The 19,013-nt window shown below is 64.2% G+C and carries 18 protein-coding genes; 7 read left to right on the top strand and 11 right to left on the bottom strand.

Features of this window, described 5'->3' with window-relative positions:
- Window positions 1–137: 137 nt before the first annotated feature.
- The gene (locus LZC95_06125) at window positions 138–1,088 is read right to left on the bottom strand and encodes a fatty acid desaturase family protein (GenBank protein ID WXA96414.1); all 951 of its coding nucleotides are present in this window, start codon (window positions 1,086–1,088) and stop codon (window positions 138–140) included.
- Complete coding sequence (locus tag LZC95_06120) at window positions 1,088–1,936, bottom strand: hypothetical protein (GenBank protein WXA96413.1); 849 nt, start codon at window positions 1,934–1,936, stop codon at window positions 1,088–1,090. Before LZC95_06120 ends, LZC95_06125 begins: the two co-directional genes overlap by 1 nt.
- A 53-nt stretch (window positions 1,937–1,989) precedes the next feature.
- Between LZC95_06120 and LZC95_06115 the strand changes: the two genes are divergently transcribed.
- Window positions 1,990–2,907 (top strand): crotonase/enoyl-CoA hydratase family protein, encoded by a 918-nt coding sequence (locus LZC95_06115; GenBank protein WXA96412.1) that lies wholly within the window; start codon window positions 1,990–1,992, stop codon window positions 2,905–2,907.
- Here the strand turns inward: LZC95_06115 and LZC95_06110 are convergent.
- Window positions 2,897–3,319, bottom strand: coding sequence for a YeeE/YedE family protein (locus LZC95_06110; GenBank protein ID WXA96411.1), 423 nt, complete (start codon window positions 3,317–3,319; stop codon window positions 2,897–2,899). The two genes, LZC95_06115 and LZC95_06110, sit on opposite strands and share 11 nt — an antisense overlap.
- Window positions 3,316–3,747, bottom strand: a complete 432-nt coding sequence (locus tag LZC95_06105) for a YeeE/YedE family protein (protein WXA96410.1) — start codon at window positions 3,745–3,747, stop codon at window positions 3,316–3,318. Before LZC95_06105 ends, LZC95_06110 begins: the two co-directional genes overlap by 4 nt.
- Window positions 3,748–4,017: 270 nt before the next feature.
- On the opposite strand from LZC95_06105, the gene LZC95_06100 reads away from it, so the two are divergent.
- From LZC95_06100 to LZC95_06080, 5 genes are all read left to right on the top strand, one after another.
- Window positions 4,018–5,469, top strand: coding sequence for a cellulase family glycosylhydrolase (locus tag LZC95_06100; GenBank protein ID WXA96409.1), 1,452 nt, complete (start codon window positions 4,018–4,020; stop codon window positions 5,467–5,469).
- 177 nt (window positions 5,470–5,646) lie between these two features.
- A complete protein-coding gene (locus LZC95_06095; protein WXA96408.1) occupies window positions 5,647–7,158 on the top strand; it encodes a tetratricopeptide repeat protein in 1,512 nt (503 codons plus the stop codon).
- Window positions 7,159–7,212: 54 nt separating this feature from the next.
- Entirely contained in the window at window positions 7,213–7,674 is a 462-nt protein-coding gene (locus LZC95_06090; GenBank protein ID WXA96407.1) for an HD domain-containing protein, read from the top strand.
- The gene (locus LZC95_06085) at window positions 7,649–7,942 is read left to right on the top strand and encodes a sigma-70 family RNA polymerase sigma factor (GenBank protein WXA96406.1); all 294 of its coding nucleotides are present in this window, start codon (window positions 7,649–7,651) and stop codon (window positions 7,940–7,942) included. The genes LZC95_06090 and LZC95_06085 overlap by 26 nt, the downstream gene beginning before the upstream one ends.
- The gene (locus LZC95_06080) at window positions 7,939–8,643 is read left to right on the top strand and encodes a nucleotide-binding enzyme (protein WXA96405.1); all 705 of its coding nucleotides are present in this window, start codon (window positions 7,939–7,941) and stop codon (window positions 8,641–8,643) included. Before LZC95_06085 ends, LZC95_06080 begins: the two co-directional genes overlap by 4 nt.
- 24 nt (window positions 8,644–8,667) lie before the next feature.
- Here the strand turns inward: LZC95_06080 and LZC95_06075 are convergent, their stop codons facing one another.
- From LZC95_06075 to LZC95_06055, 5 genes are all read right to left on the bottom strand, one after another.
- Window positions 8,668–12,111: a protein phosphatase 2C domain-containing protein gene (locus LZC95_06075; GenBank protein ID WXA96404.1), complete on the bottom strand. Its 3,444-nt coding sequence runs from the start codon at window positions 12,109–12,111 to the stop codon at window positions 8,668–8,670.
- Window positions 12,108–13,874 (bottom strand): hypothetical protein, encoded by a 1,767-nt coding sequence (locus LZC95_06070; protein ID WXA96403.1) that lies wholly within the window; start codon window positions 13,872–13,874, stop codon window positions 12,108–12,110. Before LZC95_06070 ends, LZC95_06075 begins: the two co-directional genes overlap by 4 nt.
- Window positions 13,871–14,299, bottom strand: coding sequence for a hypothetical protein (locus LZC95_06065; GenBank protein WXA96402.1), 429 nt, complete (start codon window positions 14,297–14,299; stop codon window positions 13,871–13,873). Before LZC95_06065 ends, LZC95_06070 begins: the two co-directional genes overlap by 4 nt.
- Window positions 14,296–15,426: an AAA family ATPase gene (locus LZC95_06060; protein WXA96401.1), complete on the bottom strand. Its 1,131-nt coding sequence runs from the start codon at window positions 15,424–15,426 to the stop codon at window positions 14,296–14,298. Before LZC95_06060 ends, LZC95_06065 begins: the two co-directional genes overlap by 4 nt.
- A 79-nt stretch (window positions 15,427–15,505) precedes the next feature.
- Entirely contained in the window at window positions 15,506–16,219 is a 714-nt protein-coding gene (locus tag LZC95_06055) for a siderophore-interacting protein (protein ID WXA96400.1), read from the bottom strand.
- 140 nt (window positions 16,220–16,359) lie between these two features.
- Here LZC95_06055 and LZC95_06050 point away from each other — a divergent pair, with 140 nt between their 5' ends.
- Window positions 16,360–17,427, top strand: coding sequence for a hypothetical protein (locus LZC95_06050; protein WXA96399.1), 1,068 nt, complete (start codon window positions 16,360–16,362; stop codon window positions 17,425–17,427).
- Here the strand turns inward: LZC95_06050 and LZC95_06045 are convergent, their stop codons facing one another.
- Together LZC95_06045 and LZC95_06040 are read right to left on the bottom strand one after the other, a co-directional pair.
- Window positions 17,428–17,712, bottom strand: a complete 285-nt coding sequence (locus tag LZC95_06045) for a helix-turn-helix domain-containing protein (GenBank protein ID WXA96398.1) — start codon at window positions 17,710–17,712, stop codon at window positions 17,428–17,430.
- Window positions 17,712–18,989, bottom strand: a complete 1,278-nt coding sequence (locus tag LZC95_06040; protein ID WXA96397.1) for a type II toxin-antitoxin system HipA family toxin — start codon at window positions 18,987–18,989, stop codon at window positions 17,712–17,714. The genes LZC95_06045 and LZC95_06040 overlap by 1 nt, the downstream gene beginning before the upstream one ends.
- Window positions 18,990–19,013: the final 24 nt, after the last annotated feature.

The raw sequence follows: 19,013 nt of genomic DNA, 5'->3' as shown, positions 1-19,013 counted from the left end.
CAAGAGCGCATGCCAAGCGCGCACACGTGTTTCACCGCGGGATGCCCCGCCGTGCGCGCGCAAACCGTGTCCCGCCTTCCCTCACGCGTGGGCCGGGAGACACCCTCGGCATCAAACGGGCCCTGCGGCAGCCACCATCAAGGCGCGGTAACGATGCCGAGCACCGCGGTGTAGTTCGGCACCGGCTCACCGATGGCGCCGCGGGCGCGCAGCAAACGATGCAGCTTGGGCAATCGGTAATAGGGCACCGCGACCAAGAGATGATGCTCGATATGGTAATTCACATGGCACGGCGCCACGGTGAGCCTCGCGAGAAGGCCCGCGCGCGTCGTTCGCGTGTTGCGGAAAGGGTCGTCCCCGCGCTCGGTGCAGGCGTGCTCGGCAAGCGAACGAATGCGCAAAAAGAGGCTGTACGTGGTGAAGTACGCAACGACCCACGCCGAATAAAGCCAGAGATGGCCGGTCGCCGCCAGCACCCCGGCCATTGCGGCGTTCGTGAGCAGCATGCCCCCGGCATTGCGCAAACCGGCCTTCGCATAATCGATGAAGCGACGCCCATTGCGAGGCCGCCGCGTCACATTCGCGGCCACGGTGTAGTCGAGTACCTCGAGATCCATCAGCACGAGACCGATGATGCGCTTGACCGCGGTAATGCCCACCAAATCGCGGGCGAACTTCCGCGCGAGCGAGCGGCGCGACACCGGAAAGGGATCCGCGAGGCTCCGATCCGGATCGGCATCCGTACCCGTATGGGCATGGTGCATCGCGTGGTGCTTGCGGTAGCGCGCGACGTCGTTCCACACGGGGCGTGCGCAGAGCCAGTCCGTGAGCACGTCATTGAACATGCGGCGTGCAAACAGCGAACGATGCGCCGCCTCGTGCATCAGGATGGATAGCGCGAGCTGCCGACCGCCCAACACGACCAGCGCGAGCACGAAGGTTACGGGATGCGGCCAGCGCGCGAGCACCGCGAACGTCAGCGCGATGATGGCCCACGTCGAACCCACGGCCCAAAAGCCCGCGGCATCGGACCGCGCCGTGAGTGCGCGAATCTCGTCGTTGGAGAGGACGTCTTTGGCCCTGAACATCACTGGATCCATCCGCCGGGCGGCGGGTTTTCGTCGGTGAGCTGCACGGTGGACGGGACGGCCGACCCCAAGCTGAGGCCCAAAAAGCGCTTCCAGATGGCCCTTCCGGCCTTGTCCATCTTGCGCACGGCCTCCACGAAGGCGCGGCGCTCGTCCACGTCCACCAGCGGTGCCGGCAACATCGGATCGTACACGAGCTGTCGAATGGCGCTGCCGCCGAGCAGAAACGCTTCCCGCGCCTGCACGTCGAGCTCGAGCCCGGGTGCGCGCTCGAGCCATGCTCCGAGGCGGACCCGCGAGCGCTTGTACGAGGCCGCAAGCTCCTTTGCGTCCCACAGGCCGCGGGCTCGCACCTCGAGCGCGGGATCGAAGGCGGACGCGCGAAAGACGCTCGCCTCCGATTCGAGGCCCAGTGTGTGCAGACGCGTCCGCACCGAATCGACACCGCCCTCCAGATTGTCCGGACGGACCGACAAGCCCCGTGTGAGCTCGCGAAAGCCGAGCATTTGCAATGCGCGCTGTCCGCGTTTGCGCGCCACGCGATCGCTGATGGGGGCGCCGCCGTGCACGGCGATGTAGTCGCCATTCCATTGGCGCACGCGTGTTTCCGCGGTGCGCCAAGACGAAACCTCGGAGGCAAATTCCACGGCGCTTTCGCCCAGCCGGTAGGCGCCGCGACCGGCGGCCTCGATGAGCCCTGCCGCGGAAAGGCGGACCAAGGTGACGCGCACGCTGTTTTCGCTGATGTCGAACAACGAGCAGGCTACGGTGAGCTTTCGCACGGGAAACGCCAGGCCGCCCGCGACCGATAACAAATCAAGGATGAGACTCTTTGCCGTCGGCCGCATGAGCAAACATTACATCCACGAACAGCATCCGTCAACCGTGGTAATGTTTGCGCATGAGCGACTGGAAAACCCTAACGTACTCGACCGCCAACCGCATTGCGCGCATCACATTGAATCGCCCATCGCGCGGCAATGGCATTACCCCCGACATGCCGCGCGAATTGGCCCTCGCCGTCGAGCGCGCCAACCTCGACCCGAGCGTGCATGTGATTGCGCTGGCGGGAAACGGCAAAGGCTTCTGCGGCGGATACGACCTGGTGGTGAGCGCCGAAGCACGCATGGCCGATCTCGAACCCGCTGGCGAGCCGATGCCCGGCTCGCCGCTGGATCCATTCACCTTATTCGAGAACCACGATCCCAGCAAAACGTGGGACCCGATGCTCGATTTCCAAATGATGAATCGCAATGTGCGCGGCTTCATGAGCCTCTTTCACAGCGACAAGCCCGTCGTATGCAAAGTACATGGATTCTGCGTGGCCGGCGGAACGGACATGGCACTCTGTTCCGATTTGCTCGTCATCGAAGACAAGGCGAAAATCGGTTATCCGCCGGCACGCGTGTGGGGCGTGCCCACGACCGCGGTGTGGGCACACCGCATTGGCATCGAAAAGACGAAGCGTCTGCTCTTCACCGGCGACTGCTTGTCCGGCACCGAGGCCGTGGCCTGGGGCCTGGCGTGCGAGGCGGCCCCGCGCGAAGAGCTCGATGCGCGCTTCGAGGTGCTGCTCGAGCGCATTGCGCGCGTGCCGGTGAATCAGCTGGTCATGATGAAGCTATTGGTCAACCAAACCGTGATGGGCGCCGGGCTCTCCACGACGCAGGTGCTCGGCACCGTGTTCGATGGGATTGCCCGGCACACCCGCGAGGGCTACGCCTTTCAACGCCGCGCCGCGGAGGCGGGCTTCAAGGAAGCCGTGCGCGAGCGCGATGAGCCATTCGGAGATTTCGGCCCGTCGACATTCAAGGGTTAGAGCGCACGAAAAGCCGATGAATGGCCATGCCAGCGAGCATGGCCAGCACGAAGGCGACGGTCTTCGCCGACAAGGTGACCAGCGAGACCAGCGCCGGGCCCGGGCAAAAACCGCTGATGCCCCAGCCGATGCCGAAGAGCGCAGCGCCGGCGACGAGACGCGCATCGATGCCCGTGGCCTCGGGCCAGGAGAACGCCTCGGCAAAGCGCGGCCGTGGAAGCGTTTTTGCGTACCGCACGAACAGCGCATGCACGCCGATGGCCCCGAGCATGACGAAGGCCAGGCTGGGATCCCATGCCCCTGCGATGTCCAGAAAGCCGAGGACCTTGGCCGGCTGGGTCATTTGCGCCACTCCGAGACCGAGCGCAAAGAGAAGCCCTGATGCGAATGCAACAGCATCGCGTTTGGTCACGGCTGGCCCCCGTACACGATGTGGCGGACAATGTACGTGGACAGCGCGCCCGTCGCCATGAAGGTGAACGTCGCCACCAGCGAGCGCACCGAAAGCCGGCTCAAACCGCACACTCCGTGACCACTGGTGCATCCATGACCGAGACGTGTCCCGAATCCCACGAACAATCCGCCGGCGATGGCCAATCCGATGGGCACCGGCGTCGCGCCGAGGGAGGCAGGGTGCAGAACGGAAAGTGCCAGTCCGCCGGCAATCAGCCCGGCAAGGAACCACGCACGCCACACCGCCTCCCCCGACATGGGGCGAAGCAGGCCACCGACAATGCCGCTGATCCCCGCAATGCGACCGGTCAGCAAAAGAAGCATCGACGCACTGAGTCCAATCAGGACTCCCCCGAGCATCGCCGACCAAGGTGTGAAGTTCGTCATAGCGTCAGCACTTTCTCCACAGGCTTCCTCGAAAGAGAACCGCGTTCTTCTCGTCTTGTCCAAGGACGATGCTCAGGCAACAACCCATCCCGGCCTCGAGCCCGCGGCATTTCCGGTGACACTTCGCGGTGCGTCAAATATAGTCCGTTGAGCTGCGCTGGTTTCGCAATGGTTGCGCCAGACTATAATTAGGAAACTTTCTTAATTATTAACATTGACCTTCGCCCAATGGTGCTGCACCGTCCTGCGCTCAGGAAGGGAGGTTTTCCAATGTCTCCTATGGTCCGAAGGCGGTTTCGACCCGCCGCGACATCATTGGCAATCCTAGGTCTATCGTGCAGCATCGCGTGCAGTGACAATGCGGGCGAAAAGGCCGCTGCAGCGGAACAATCCCTGGCCACAGACTACGAGGCCGAAGGTGCGAGCATTTCGCAAGGGGTCGTGGAATCCAACCACGATGGGTACAGCGGCTCGGGGTTCGTCAATTATGACAACGTAACGGGCAGTTACGTCCAATTCACGGTCAATGCGTCGGCTGCCGGCGCAACGAATCTCACGTTCCGCTTCGCGAATGGTACGACGACCAATCGGCCCATGGATATCGCGGTAAATGGCACGGTGGTGCGCAGCGGTCTCGCCTTCAATGGCACGGGTGCGTGGACGACGTGGAGCGACGCGACCATCAGCGTCAATCTCGCTGCCGGCTCGAATACCATTCGTGCCACGGCCACCACGGCAAACGGAGGCCCGAATCTTGATAAGCTGACCGTGGGAACCACCACCCAGCCATCGGGCACGCCCGTCCAGGCCAATGGACAATTGAAGGTCTGTGGGACGAAGCTTTGCAATCAGAACGGCAAGGCCATTCAATTGCGCGGTATGAGCACGCACGGCTTGCAATGGTATCGCCAGTGCATCAACTCGGCATCGTTGGACGCTCTGGCCAATGATTGGAAGGCCGACGTCGTCCGTCTTTCGATGTACATTCAAGAGGGCGGCTACGAGACCAACCCGCGCCAGTACACCGATTTGGTGCACTCGCTCATCGAGCAGGTGAGCCAGCGCGGAATGTACGTCATCGTCGATTGGCACATGCTCGAGCCGGGCGATCCGCATTACAACTTGAGCCGCGCGAAGACGTTCTTCAACGAGATCGCCGAGCGGCATGGTTCGCGGAACAACATCCTCTACGAGGTGGCCAACGAACCGAGCGGCGTGGATTGGGCGCGCATCAAGAGCTACCACGAGCAGATCATCCCCGTGATCCGCGCCAAGGATCCCGACTCCGTGATCCTGCTCGGCACGCGGGCGTGGTCGTCCCTGGGCGTCTCCGACGACGCCAACGAGACGGAGGTGATCAACAACCCCGTCAACGCCTCGAACGTGCTCTACACGTTCCACTTCTACGCGGCATCGCACGGGTCCGAGTACATCAACGCCTTGTCGCGCGCGGCCGACCGCATTCCCATGTTCGTGACCGAGTTCGGAACGCAAACGGCGTCCGGCGACGGTGGGAACAACTTTTCGCGGTCCCAGCAGTACATCGACTTGATGGCCAGCAAGAAAATCAGCTGGGTGAACTGGAACTACTCCGATGACGAGCGCTCGGGGGCCGTCTTCAAGGGCGGTACCTGCCCGAATGGGCCGTACACCGGTACCGCCCCACTGAAAGAGGCTGGCGTCTGGGTCCGCGACCGAACACGAACCCCCGACGATTTCTGAGCCTCTCTCTCTCTCTCCCCCCCCTGCCCGTGCCCGTGCCCGTGCCCGTGCCCGATCTTCGATCGGGCGAGGATACGGCCACCGGGCACGGGCACGGGCACGGGCACGGGCACGGGCACGGGGGGGGCCAGGGAAGATCCGGCGCCAATTGGTGGTATAAGCTCTCGGCAATAAGCAATGAGAGCTCGTTGGGCTTCGATTGGTCTTCTTTTCTTTCTTTCCAGCTTCGGTTGCGCAGGCCTGCGCGGACGCGCAGATAGCGCATTCGAGCGCGGCGATTACGAGGCGGCCGCGCGCGATTACGCGCAGCTCGTGGCGAAGGATCCCGCCGATCAAGAGCTGCGGGGTCGCCTCGCGCAAGCTCGTGAGCGCGTTTTTCTAGGGATCCTGTCGTCCATTGCCGAGTCGCGTCGCGGCGGCAACAAGGATCGAGCGATCGAAGGGGTGGGCAACCTCCTTCAACACGCGCGCGATTGGAACGACCGGGGGAGCCCGGCCATCCAGCAGCGCACGCGCGAAGAGATGACCTGGGTGGAAAACGAGATCACGACCGAGTGCGGCGTGATGCTCGACAAGAATGCACCGCTTCTCGCGGACGCGCACTTGTCCGCGCGCGAGCGGCAGGTGCTGCGCCATCCGGATTTCGCGCCGATCAAGAGCACGATTCACGATGCCATCATGGCCGCGGGTGCTGCGCGCTGCGGCAAGCTCGCGCCGGCCACCCCCGGGACGAATCCGTATCTGTCCGATTTGATCGGGAAGTACTGCGCGCACTTCAATGTGCAGACGCCGCGGGTTCCCGTTCTGCCTTTCCACATTTCGCAGGTGGTTCTCGGGGGCGAGGTGGAAGGCATGTCCCTCGAGGGGCGCGATGCCTTCGCCGCCGCGCTTCGCAAAGGACTGGAAACGTCGGTTTTCTGGGATCCGCGTGCGGAAGTGTCCGCGGTGGCCACGATCCAGGGCAAGAACCGCGCGTCGTTCCGCTCGCAACCGAGAACGCTTTCGCGTCCCTGGGTCGAGCAGGTGGCTTACCAGGCAACCGAAGAGTACCAAGAGGCGTACACCGAATATTATCAGGACACCGAGACGTACTTCGAGAACGAGCCCTATACCGATCACGAGACGTACACGCATACGTGCTCGGACGGGAAGAGCACATGCACGGACAGCCGCCCGGTGACGAAATATCGCCAGGTGTCGCGCACCCGGCCCGTGACCCGCAACCGCACGGCCTACCGAACCAAGACGCGGCCCGTGACGAAATACCGCGAGGAGAATCGCGTTTTTACCTTCGAAGCGGTCGAGCGTTCGGCCAATTACGAGGTCGACGTGGGCGCAACCATCGATCTCAAACAGGGTATTTCCCCGTTTGCGGTGCACCTGTCCACGTCGGAGCGAAAGAGCGGACTGGATCACGATTCGTCCTTCCCGCCCGCCGGTGTCGAGCCCTCACGCGCGAATTTGCCCAGCCGCGAGGCTTTTTGGACCGCGCAGCTTCCGACCATCGTGCAGCGCACGTCCTCGTCCGCCAATGTCCATTGGGCGGCGTCCTTCTGTTCGCAAGGCGCCTACAGCGCAGAAGAAGCCGCGCGTTGCTATTACGTTCCCGCGGCCGAGCACCCCAAGCCGGCGCACGAAGCGTTGCTCACGGCCATCGGCCCGGACATCGATGCCATGGGTCGCCCATAATCGTCCAGCGCGAGGTGGGTGTAGCCGCCGCCTTGGGTAGAGGCGGTGAGGACGATGCACGACGAACTTCTAGACCTGCTCCTCGGGCTCGATGGCGTGCGGCAGCCTTTGCGCTATCATCCCGAGGAAGACGCACTTTATCACTCGCTTCAGGTATTCGATCTCGCCCGGCGTGAGTCGGACGATGCCGTTTTATGGGCCGCGGCCCTGTTTCACGACGTGGGAAAAGCCATCGATGGTCGGACGCACGATGAAGTAGGCGCAGACCTGCTCGAAGGGCTGCTCGCGCCGCGGGCCGTGTGGCTCGTGCGTCATCACTTGGACCTTCTGCGCGAGCCGCGGCGTACACGTCGCAAATACCGAGGTACGCGCGAACTCGCGGATCTCGAGCGCCTTCGCCGGTGGGACCTCGGCGGGCGGCGCATTGGTATTCGTGTTTTATCTGCCGAGGAGGCCGTCGACCTTCTCGTGCACTCCGCTATCGACGACGATGAAAGGAACGTTTTTACCCGATGAGAACAAAAGGGAAAGACTCGAGGATGCCGTAAGGCACGCGGTCGAAACAGCGCTCACGGACAAGCAGCGTGAGGCTGTGGAGCTTCATTTTTTCGAGGGGCTGTCGCAGTCAGAAATTGCGAGGCGCCTCGGCATTTCGCAGCAGGTCGTGCAAAAACGGCTTTACGGGGCCGTGCGGCACGGAACCACCGTGGGTGGAGCCATTGCGCGGCTGCGCGAGGTGCTTTCGCCGCTCTATTCGATCGAGCAGGTCGAGCGCGAATCATGAGCTGGGAGCGCTATGGCGGTCTGCGGGCGGCGATTGCGCAGCTTGCCGCGCAGATCATGTACGGGGAGGGCGTAAAGCAGTATTTCACGGCCAAACGCATCGCGGCGAAGCGTTTGCTCGGCCAAACCGGCGTCCGCGGTCTGCGGTATCGACCTCGGGACCTTCCGTCGAATGGCGAGATCAAAGACGCCTTGTTGACGCTCGCCGAGGAAATCGAGGGCGAGGCCCGCACGCGAAAGCTTTTTGCGATGCGCATTGCGGCGCTGGAGGCGATGCAGGAGCTCGAACCCTTCTTTCCGCGGTTGATTGGCTCGGTGGCCACCGGCCATGTGCGCAGCGGCAGCGACATCGACCTGCACGTGTTCGCGCATGACGAGGAGGACGTGCTCACCCACGTGCGCACGCTCGGATGGACGCACGAGGTGCAACGCGTGAGCATCATGAAACACGGCCGCGTGATGGAATTCACGCACATTTTGGTCCCCGATGTCTTCCCCATCGAGCTCACCATCTACGCCCCGCGCGAGCTGGGCATCCGCCCGCGCAGCAGCACCGACGGAAAGCCGATCACCCGCTTGAAGTCGTCCGTTCTACGCACGCTCATCGCGCGCGAGCACCCCGACGAGTGGGCGCGCTACCTCGCGAACGGCGAAGTCCCAGGATTGGAAGAGATTCTCGAGTTGGAGGACGACGAATCATGAGATTGGCCTTGCCTGCTTGCCACGTTAGATACGGTATTCCCGCGTGATGCGGCCGGATTGGAGGATGAGGATTCGGCCCCAGGGGTCGAAGACGAGGGTGCAGTCTTCTTGAAAGCGGACGTGCCGCGATCGGAAGATGTGGGCGCCTCGGTCGCCGTCGAGTCGGAATGCGGCCCATTCCTTGGCCATGATGTCGTAGATGCGAATCGAGAGGCCGTCGTTGCCCCAGTGGGCGAAGGCGGCGTGCTCGTGGCTCGCGCTCGATGGCTCCGGTAAGGCCGAGCTCAATGGAATGCGAATCCATTCCTTGCGGTTGTAGACGTAGGACTCCCATTCGTCACCGTTGTCGACTTTGAACCAACCTGCACAAGCACCTCCTGGCCCCGCGGCATCGAAACGGAACAGCGCACTTGGAGGATTCACCGGCGCGCGTTGGCGCAAGGTGTGGGTCTTTGCCTCGAAGGTCCAGATTTCGTCGTGAAGGTCCGTCCGGCGCTGGAAATAGGCGCTCACGCTTTGGGGACTTCGGCCGATGGATCGGATGGAGAAGTCCGGGTCGTGGACCTCCCAGAGGTGCTCCCAATCCGTGCAGAGTACATCGATGGCAAAAAGGGTGTCGCCGCGGGAGACGTACCAGACCGCGCCGTCGAAGGTGTCGGCAAAATGGTCGATGCGCGCGTCGCACCAAGGTCGCACTTTGCGGGCGAGGATGTCCAATCGTGCGAGGCGCCAGGTCTCTCCGCGGGGGGCAACGAGGATGGCGCGGTCGCCGTGGTCGGAGATCACGAGTTGGTGCGCGGGCTCGCCGAAGCGGGTGAGGACTTTGCCCTCGCGCGAAAGCAGCCATACGCCGACTTCACCAAGGGCCACGAGGAGCCGGCCGTCGGGAAGTGCAACGGCATCGTAAATGGGAATGGCACCTGCGTCCCCCGCCACGCGGTGTTCCGATAGGGACTTCGCAGGAAGAACATCGCCGGCGATCTGGGCGACCACGACGGAAATATTGTCGGGTGCGCCGGCCGACAAAACAGCGTGCACGAGTTCCTCGGCGGCTGCCTGCGGGGACCGACCCTGCAAAATGGATTGGATCACTCGTCCTTCGAGGTTTTGCCAGAGACCATCGGAGCAAAGCAGCACCGTGTCGTCGCGTCGCAAATCGATGCGAACGATGTCGGGACTCACGTCCTCTTTCATGCCGAGCGCACGCGTGATGACATTCCCTGGGATACCGGCGACCTGCTCCGGCGTCAGCGTTTGCTTCGCAAGGTAATCGTTGAGCAGGGAGTGATCCTTCGTCAGCTGCAGCAGTTCACCCTCGCGGAGAAGATAGGCGCGCGTGGCGCCCACTTGCGCAACCAGCAGGGTGCTTCCCTGCACTGTCGCGACGGTCGCCTCGCTCCCACTGCCGCGAACGGATCGGTCCTCGGTTGCCCTTTTGAAAATGGCCCGGTTTGCGCATTCTACGGCGGCCGTGAGTGCGCGAGACGCCACCTCGACGGTGAGCAGGTTTTTGGCGAAGGCGCGTTGCAGTGCGTCGGCGATGATGGACGCGGCCAATGCGCTCGCAAGCTCACCGGACGCGTGACCACCGGTCCCGTCGAATGCACCGATCAATACACCGTCATGCGCAACGTCCACGTCGAGCAGCGTCCCCGAACGTGGTTGCCCTATCCTCGTAAGCGTCGTCGCGATGCACGCGTCCTCATTGCTCATGCGCGTGGTGCCCATATGCGTGAGCGCGAACGCCTTCAGGCGCACCGCCGACTCCCGCGCCGGGCCACGCGGACGCGCGTCGGCCGAAAAGACAGGATCGGCCGCGCGTTCCACGAGCTGCTGCACGAGAGCCGGGCTCGCATGCGCGTGGGGCATGAGGGCACGCGCCGCCAACTTTGCGAGAATGGCCATGTCCTCGCGCTTCTCCTCGGAGAGCACGGCTTGGCCCACCGCGGTGGCGACGGCCGCGCCCTCGCCCTCCATCGCCATCCGCGATGCAAGCAGATCGCGCACTTCGGAGAACGCCCCCGCGTCCATGTGCAGCTTGCGAACGAGCATCTTTGCGCCGGTGATTCCGCCGACGGCAATGGCCCGCTCGATCCATTCGCCCGCAAGCCCCCGCGCAGCCGGAATGAGCCACACCACGTCGACGGCGGCGGCGTACGCCCCGCTGCTCGCCAGCATGTCGGCCCAGGCGAGGCGCAAAGCATAGGCCTCTTGGGCGTGCGACGACTCGAGCCGCGACACCGCTTCGGCAAATGTCCCCGTGCGGCGGGCGACGCGGATCGCACGCTCCTTGTTGCCGGCGAGGAACCATTGACGCACCACGAGGGCGGGCGTGAGCTTTCGCGCTTCGGCGATTTCCGCCGCCAATGTCCAGCGGCCGTGCCGTTCGAGAAACGACACGGCCTCGAGGTTCGATTGAAGAAGCTCCGCGAGAACGAATGCGGCCTTCTCGATGTCCCCGCGCTGAACCAAGGCATCGAATGCACGCCGGTACGTTTGCCGGAGCGTATCGAACAGATTGTCGCCCAGTTGCATCGTGGCGGTCGCCAGGCCACGCGCAGGCACGATGGCGAGATTGGAACGAGGTGACGGCGTGGCCAGCAATGGCCGTGTCTTCAGGGCTCCCGCCACGGAGTCGTTCAGGGGAATGGCATGGCGCAGCGCCCCTTCGAGATCGTCCGCGGCGAACATGTCGAACAGCCGCTCCAAATACTGCGCATGCCGGCGCCCCACGAGCGGCGCGAGCCGCGTCCAGAACAAGAGACGCGCCGCCACACCTTCGAACCAGCCGCGAACGCGCTCGAACCACGATGGCGATGCCGGCGGCGCCGTCCCGTCCGACGACGATGAAGCTGGCGCGCGCCACGTCATCAGCCACGCAAACGCGCGCCAGATCATCGAGAGCCACGGACGGGGCGGCGGGGCAGCACCCGGCGGGGATGCCAGGGCCGCCAGCAGCGCCTCTCCCGCTTTCGCCATCGGTTCCACGCCGAGCGGCGCGCGCACGTCCTCGGACGGAGGCACCCACTGCGCCGCGGGGGACATCGCAATCTCACCGAGGGACACGGCATCGGTCCGCACGTCGAAGGACGAAACATCGAGCCATTGCGCGATGTCCTCCAGCGCGATGCCCGCCAAGGGCAACGACACGCATTCACCGCCCGCGGCCAGGACGACGGATTCCGACCCCGTTGCGAGGGACTGCACCTCGTCGGGATCGAGCGCCATGGCCGCATGAAGGCGCCCGTACGAAACGAGCGGCGCCCCAATGGCGGTCGCCGCGTCCAGGCGCACGGGACGGCGAAGGCGCACAATCAGTCGATCGTCCGCGCGGCGCACCTCCATCACGCTGGCGGCGATGCTCAGAATGCGCGCGCGCGCCGTGGCCTCGGGGACGAGCCGCGTATCGAGGACGAACCCCGACGCGGGCACCGAACCGCGATGCACGAGGTGGCGCGGCCTGATCATGGCACCATCTCCACGGAGACGCGGAGCACGGCGGCGCCGTAGCGGCACGAGTGCACACCAAGCTGCCCGTCGCGCGTGAAATAGCCAATATCCGAGGACGCGTCGCTGGCCGCCGCACGGAGAATGGGCGACGTCGTGGTCACCACAATTTCGTTGGACTCATGGTCCATCAAAGCAATCCGTGTGCGTGTCTCGTCCAGCACCACGAGCCGCGGGCGCACGCGATCTTCGATGACCCCGACGACCTCGCTGCCCTGCGGCACGCAAACGGACACGGAGTTCTTCTTCTTGAGAATCGTCCAACGGGTGCTTTCGGGCTCGGCGCAGGCCACCAAGTCGTGGGTCGCCCCGAAGAACAAGTGCCCGATCTCATCGCCAATACCCGACAGATCCACGCGCTCACTCACCGCAACGAGCGGCCCCGATGCCGTGTCGTGCTTGGCCCACATCAATCGCGGTGTCGTCACCCCGACGGGGTACTCGACCTCGTCGATGTACATCAATCCCCCCTGGACCGCGCGGGAAGGTCGGCCCCCTGCCCGCGTCGGCCAACTCCGCAATTGGCGCTCGCGAAGCTCCACCAGCGTCCCGTCCACCTGAAGAAAGAAATACGTTCCCTGCGAAAGAACACCGAGCGGCTGCAGCGCCTGCACCTCGCGCACCGGCGTGGGCTCGCAACCGCGGACGGGTTCATGGGGCTGCGCCGCAAGACTCTGCGCGCCACGTCTCGATAGGTAATGCAGCATGACGCGCTCATCTTCCTGAACGACGGCGAAACGCTTTTTCGCATCCAACTGCCCCACGGCCACCACGACACCTTGACCGGGCGGCGCGAAGGCCGTGGGAGGGCCCACCGTGCCATGCGGCGAATTCGGAATGCGGAACGTGAGAAGCGATCCGGCGGCACCTCGCGCGTAAAGCAGGCGAGCATCCACCGAGAAAAGAAGATTCGAGCGCGGATCGAGCACCACCTTCGCCGACGTGCGTGGCGCCACGCCCACCTCGAATGGATCGCGCAGCAAACGCGTCGCAATGGGCGCGGGCGGAAGCTCCAAGGTGACGGTCCGCGCGCGCACGCGCACGCGAAGGGCCGCCGGTGCACCCGGCTCGAGAAGCTCCGAGACGGCGAGCAGAGAAGCCTTTCGTCGCTCGGCCTCGGCCTCGAGTCGCTCGCCACCGACGAACCACAATTCCGAGCCCGGGTGAACGATGCTCCTCCAGGCCTCGAAATCGTGTTCCGAGACCGGACGCGTGCTCCGAGCGAGGAGAAACTCGGTGATGCTGGCCGCGTGCACCTTGGTGTGAAGCTTGTGCGCACCGTCCTGGAGGATGCCCCACGTCCACTCGGCTTCACGCGCCTCCGCACGTTGCGCCAGCACCACGAGGGCCGCGAGATGCGCAATGCGCGGTGCGCCGAGCTGCTCCGGCCCCGCATCGAGCAGGACGCACGAACGCAGCGTCTCCGTCGGCTGGCGGTACGCGCGTTTCAGAAATGCGTGCTCGCCCGAGATGGCGCGGCGAATGAACTCCTCGGGCAACTCGTCTTGGAGAAACCACTCCGTAAGGAGCAATCGCTCGTACGAACCACGCCGCGTGAGGCCATCGAATCCATCGAAGGTCCCCTCCCCCGCGGCATGCGCCCCCAATGTGCCCAACAGGCCCGCCAACCGCGACGCCAAATCGCGAAGGGCCATGGCGATGGGCTCTGGAAAGATCTCCAACTGCTTCGCCCAGGGCGCGAGGGTACGCGGAAGCGATGTCACGATCGATCCACCCATGCCTGCAGAAGCTCGCGCATCACCGGCCGCGCCTCCGCCACGGACACGATGCAACGGGGCTCGAGCAGAATGGCCAAGGGTGGCGCGAGCGAGGCCGCATGGTGCAATAGCGCGCGCTCGAAGGCCTCGAGGGGCACGTCCGGGCGATGCGTCGTGGGCATGAGGAGGCGCGGCGCCGCCGGGTCTCGACCGAGGTAGTGCGCGCCGTCGACCCAAGGCAACGCGTCGCTTGCGCCGAGGAGAAGCAAGGCATTTTGCGCCGTCACGCCACGCCACCTCGCCAGCGTGGCATTGTCCTCCGCGAGCACGCGGCGGGCCAGCGCCAGGGCCGCCGGCCCCACGCCCACCACGCCCACGGGCTCGAGCGGATCGCCCCGCGCGGAAAACGTCACCGCGATTCCCGGGTTCATTCCGCGAGGATCTCCACCACGCGCGCCCGCAGCCCGGCCACGTCGTCGGGCATCGTCTCTTTGCCGAACGTGGCGTCGATCTCGCGGGCCACGCCTTCGAGCTGCAGCCGCCACGCCTGCGTTTCATGCTCCGAGGGTCGAGCCTCCAGCAGCGCGCCAGCTCGCTGGAGGATCTTCGCGCCGCGCGCCCGCAGCCCGAGCGAGCCTTCCGCCGCCGCCGAAGCGAGGCTCTCGTTTTCGGCTGCCCCGAGCGCATCGCGCAAGACATCGCGCCCGAGGCGCTGCGCTTGCTCCGTTGGCAATGCGAACACCATGGGCCAGAGATCCGCCTCGCTGGGCCGTTTCCTTCCCGCCAACGCCGCCGCCGCGGCCACGAGTCGCTGCACGCGCACGATGCGTCGATCGGTCCACTCGATGCCCGCCGCTCGAAGCGTGCGCACGGCATGCGCCATCGCCGGGCGTACCGGCGCTAGGTCCATCGTCCGTGCGGAGCGCGCCAGCTCGTCGACATCCGCCATGGTGGCCGGCGCAGGATCGCGTCGCTCCGCACCGAGCGACCAGCCCGCGGTGAGCAGCTCCTCGAGCCCGGCATCGCCAATGGGCTCGACGAAGACGCGCACGAGAAAGCGGTCGGCGAAGGCGGCGAGCTGCTCGTCCTCCGGCAAACGATTGGACGCGCCCACGCAGACGCGCAATGGGCAATCGAGAAGGGTGTGCCCGCGGCGGAAGGTGCGCTCGTTGAGCAAGCTCAAAAGCGTGTTCAAAATAGCGGTGGAGCCGAGGAAAACCTCGTCCAAAAAGGCGATTTCCGCCTCGGGCAGCATGCCGGCGGTCTCGGTTTCGACGATTCCCTCCTTCAATTTGCGCAGGTTGATCGGCCCGAAGAGCTCCGTCGGCTCGGTGAACCGTCCAATCAGGTACTCGAAATACCGGCCACCCAGCCTGCGCGCGATTCGGCGAACCGCTTCGCTTTTTCCGGTACCGGGTGGGCCCACCACCAAAAGGTGCTCACCGGCGACCGCGCAAAGCACGACAAGCTCCACCAACGTCTCACGATCGACCAGCGCCTCGCACGCCTCTGAAATGGCGCGCCGAACGGCTTCCCGGCTCAAATGGCTATTTGGCACAGATTATCTTTATCAGAAGTCGCGCCAAAAGGCCCGGATTGTCCCGACGCCGTGTCCGCAACAGGTAATCCCAGGTGATTCAGTCGAGTCCGCGCTTGCCGACGGACCAATACGGCTTCACCGTGCTCGGGGCGCGAAGCCCATCGCGTTTGAGCCGCGCACGGATCCATTGGATCGATTGCGCGCGTCCGGTGAGCACCAGGCGCGTATCGGGGCGCGCCGTCACCGCACGCCGGATCGATCCGCAGACGCCATCCAAGTGCAGGTCTTCCGGCGCGCGCTCGAAACACTCCGCATCGGCGAGGCCGATTTGGTGGAGCACCCCCTCCGATTCGGGGCGCGATGTCACTTCGAAAGCCGCCCGCATCCCGCCCGCGCGCATCGAGGATTTGAAGGCGTGCGCCACGCCGAACGCCGTTTCGTCGCCAACGAGAAAAATCGGCTCGTCTTCGCGCAAACTCAGCGAACGTCGCGGGCCGAAAAATTGGCACGCGTCGCCCTCGCGAAGGCTCTGCGTCCAGCGGCTGCCTGGCCCATCGCCATGCGCATAGAGCAACAACTCCGTGGTGCCGCGCGCCTCGTGCCACGAGAGCGGCGTGTACGTGCGCATGCCGATGTCCGGAAGGAACACTTGGACCTTGTCGCCGGCGGCCCAGCCCGCGTTCCGCAATGCTTCCCCGCGCAGTTCGACGCGGCGGAAGTGGGCAGAAACCTCGTGCACCGCGGTTGCGGTCGCGTGGCGAAACAGGAGGCGTCCCAACATCTTTCCGAGCAGCCCTTGACCACTAGCCATGGTGACGTCGTGCCATGATGATATCGATTTGCAACTTCATTAACCTTTCTTCACGATTCGCTCTGTCTCCTTGCGAAAGGCTTCACGAAGGCGTCTGCTGTCAGGCCATCCATTCTTACTTTCGCGCGGAGGAAGGTTCCATGATCAAACCGTACACGGCGGTCGGACTCATTCCCACGGTTCGCGGTATTCGCAAGCGCGCCGACATCGGGATCAACATCGAGCACTTGGGGCACCTGGCCAAGGCCGCCGGGTGGCTTTCGAGCTTGGACCTACCGGTGCGCCTCATCGCCATTCCGGAAGGGGCGTTGCAGGGATTCAACGATGAAGTGCTCGATTTGGATCACGTCACCTTCGCACGCGAGTGCGCCATCGACATCCCCGGCCCGGAAACGGAGGCCCTCGGAAAGATTGCGCGCGAGTTCGACGCTTACGTCATTGCGCAGGCCAAGGCGCGTCACCCGGATTTTCCCGAGCGGTTCTTCAATGTGGGCTTCATCCTCGATCCCAAGGGAAAGCTGATTTTGCGCCACCACAAGGTGGCACCGCTGTTTCCCGTGGAGCACTCGGTGGTTCCACACAATGTGTATGATGCATGGGTTGCGAAGTACGGCAACGAGCTCGATGCCTTCTGGCCCGTGGTGGATACCGAAATAGGGCGCTTGGGCATCATGATGGCCAACGAGGGCTCCTATCCGGAAAATGCCCGTGCGTTGGCGCTCAATGGCGCCGAGGTCATTTACCGCGGAGCCTACCCGCACCCGGCCGTCGGAAATGGCATGTTCGAAATTCAGAGCCGGGCACGGGCGCTCGACAACAACGTGTACGTCGTCGCCCCCAACATGGGCACCTATTACTTGCACCCCGAGGACAACACGCCCATCGATACCTTCGGCGGGCAATCCATGGTCATCGACTACAAAGGCCGCATCGTGGGGGAGCAACGCTACGGCGCCGGTTCGACCTACGTTGCCGGCGTGGTGGACATCCAAGCCTTGCGCGACCACCGCGCCCGCGCCCAATGGGACAATTGGATGAAGGATCTACCGACCGAACTTTATCAATTGCTCTACCGCCGCCCCATCTATCCGAAAAACCTGTACCTCCACCGCGCCCCGATGAAACACGCCGAGTACCGCGAGGAAGTCATCGACCGGCAAATCCGATTGATGCACGAACGCGGCATCTGGGTAAAACCGGAGGAGTAGTCAATCGCGCTCTTCGGGTTTTCTGCGAACCGTTAGCTCGAGGTTGAAGGGGCGTAGCATTTTTTCCAGCGTCTTGATGGTGGGATTGCCTACGCCCCTCTCGAAGTCGATCAGCACGCGCGGCCCAACGCCCACGAGGCGCGCGTACTCCGCCTGCGTCTTACCAGCGATCTTGCGCATCGTCCGCACGGCTTCCACCAGGGAGATCTCGCCGCGCTTTACGCGATCGTACAACTCGGTACGAAGAGCGGCGCGGTCTTCTTTTTTCTTCCGGACACTTGCCATCACCGCACCGTACGCAATCCGGATGCGACACGCCGAATGCGCTCTTCGCATCGTGCGATGACGCGAACGGGAACCCCCACGTCCTTCATGGTGTTCGGAAGCTCCTCGATCCGAGCGCCGAGGTGACGAAGCCAGCGCTTCGTCTGGCCAACGTCTGCAAAACGAGCCACAGCTTCCGCGACCCCCGTCCAATTCGGATAATCGGCATTATCCTCCCAGCGGCTGACTCGGGCCACCCCACGCCGATCCAGGATCATCGGGGCAAAATCGTACAGCGGCGACAGCGCAATGAACCCATCGGCAGTCTTCAACACCGAAGTATTGCGCCCGTGATTGTCCGTATTTCCCATCGCCACGTCGAGAACGTCTCGAAGGAGAAACTCGCGTAGCTCCTGCTGGGGCTCGGTGACGTAGCGCATGAGCGCACTCACCTGCCGCTCCTTGCGTAGCGGCACGCCAAATTCGGCGATGCCGACGAGGGAACAAAGGCTTTCGAGCCCCAGCCGCTCGATGACACCTTTGCGGACCACACGATCGAACCGGGGGATGAACAGGCAGTCACTCTCCCACGTCACGTCACCGAAGGTGCGCACGCCAAGCCGCTTGGCCACCGCATGGTATGCCGCCTCCGCTTCGAGAATCAGCCGATCGGAAGCGTCACGCGTCCGGGGAAACTTCACCAACCAGCAGTGCCGGGTCTTCGAATCCGGCAACACGCCATCGGCGAACCAGCGCCCCTTCTTGTCTTCCCGCAGAAGAAACTTCGGGGAATCGCCGCCTGCCCCGCTCGAACCCGAAACGGGTGCACCACTCGCGTGCGCGTACTCGATGAAGTGCTCGGCCCGTTCGAGGACGTCGGCGCGTGAGAATCCGGGATGCGTCCCCGGATTGGGGGAGTCAACGGCCTCTCGAATGCGAAGGTTACCCGTCGGGTTTCCCGCGCCATGCATGAGCACCTGCCAATCGGAGCTGCTCGTATTCGGCAGCTGCAAACGATCCTCCCAGTACCGTCGGGCAGCCCCCGTGGGAATGATGTCCAACAGAAACGGAGGCCAGGCCGCCTCCGTTGGAGTGTCGTACGCCAAGGGATAACCGCACGACACCGCACGGGCGTCGCGCACACCAAGCGCCGTCGACATGGTGTCGAGGTAGTCGAGATCGTATTCGAACGCTCCCGGCGACGAAATGCCTCGCTCGGGCGCCGAGAAGGACAGCGCTCCCGCCACGTGCCAGCGACCCTTCACGTGAATTTCGAGACTGGCGGTTGTGCTGGCCATGGCCTGTTGCCATTTTAGTGACAA

This window comes from Sorangiineae bacterium MSr12523, from assembly GCA_037157775.1.
Taxonomy (GTDB): Bacteria; Myxococcota_A; Polyangia; order Polyangiales; family Polyangiaceae; genus Pendulispora; species Pendulispora brunnea.
This window is presented reverse-complemented; position numbering and strand designations above follow the sequence as displayed.

Bases quoted from the DNA above. Each gene is read 5' to 3' on its own strand.
- LZC95_06125 (WXA96414.1), bottom strand. From the start codon at position 1,088: ATGTTCAGGGCCAAAGACGTCCTCTCCAACGACGAGATTCGCGCACTC.
- LZC95_06120 (WXA96413.1), bottom strand. From the start codon at position 1,936: ATGCGGCCGACGGCAAAGAGTCTCATCCTTGATTTGTTATCGGTCGCG.
- LZC95_06115 (WXA96412.1), top strand. From the start codon at position 1,990: ATGAGCGACTGGAAAACCCTAACGTACTCGACCGCCAACCGCATTGCG.
- LZC95_06105 (WXA96410.1), bottom strand. From the start codon at position 3,747: ATGACGAACTTCACACCTTGGTCGGCGATGCTCGGGGGAGTCCTGATT.
- LZC95_06100 (WXA96409.1), top strand. From the start codon at position 4,018: ATGTCTCCTATGGTCCGAAGGCGGTTTCGACCCGCCGCGACATCATTG.
- LZC95_06095 (WXA96408.1), top strand. From the start codon at position 5,647: ATGAGAGCTCGTTGGGCTTCGATTGGTCTTCTTTTCTTTCTTTCCAGC.
- LZC95_06090 (WXA96407.1), top strand. From the start codon at position 7,213: ATGCACGACGAACTTCTAGACCTGCTCCTCGGGCTCGATGGCGTGCGG.
- LZC95_06085 (WXA96406.1), top strand. From the start codon at position 7,649: ATGAAAGGAACGTTTTTACCCGATGAGAACAAAAGGGAAAGACTCGAG.
- LZC95_06080 (WXA96405.1), top strand. From the start codon at position 7,939: ATGAGCTGGGAGCGCTATGGCGGTCTGCGGGCGGCGATTGCGCAGCTT.
- LZC95_06075 (WXA96404.1), bottom strand. From the start codon at position 12,111: ATGATCAGGCCGCGCCACCTCGTGCATCGCGGTTCGGTGCCCGCGTCG.
- LZC95_06065 (WXA96402.1), bottom strand. From the start codon at position 14,299: ATGAACCCGGGAATCGCGGTGACGTTTTCCGCGCGGGGCGATCCGCTC.
- LZC95_06055 (WXA96400.1), bottom strand. From the start codon at position 16,219: ATGGCTAGTGGTCAAGGGCTGCTCGGAAAGATGTTGGGACGCCTCCTG.
- LZC95_06050 (WXA96399.1), top strand. From the start codon at position 16,360: ATGATCAAACCGTACACGGCGGTCGGACTCATTCCCACGGTTCGCGGT.
- LZC95_06045 (WXA96398.1), bottom strand. From the start codon at position 17,712: ATGGCAAGTGTCCGGAAGAAAAAAGAAGACCGCGCCGCTCTTCGTACC.
- LZC95_06040 (WXA96397.1), bottom strand. From the start codon at position 18,989: ATGGCCAGCACAACCGCCAGTCTCGAAATTCACGTGAAGGGTCGCTGG.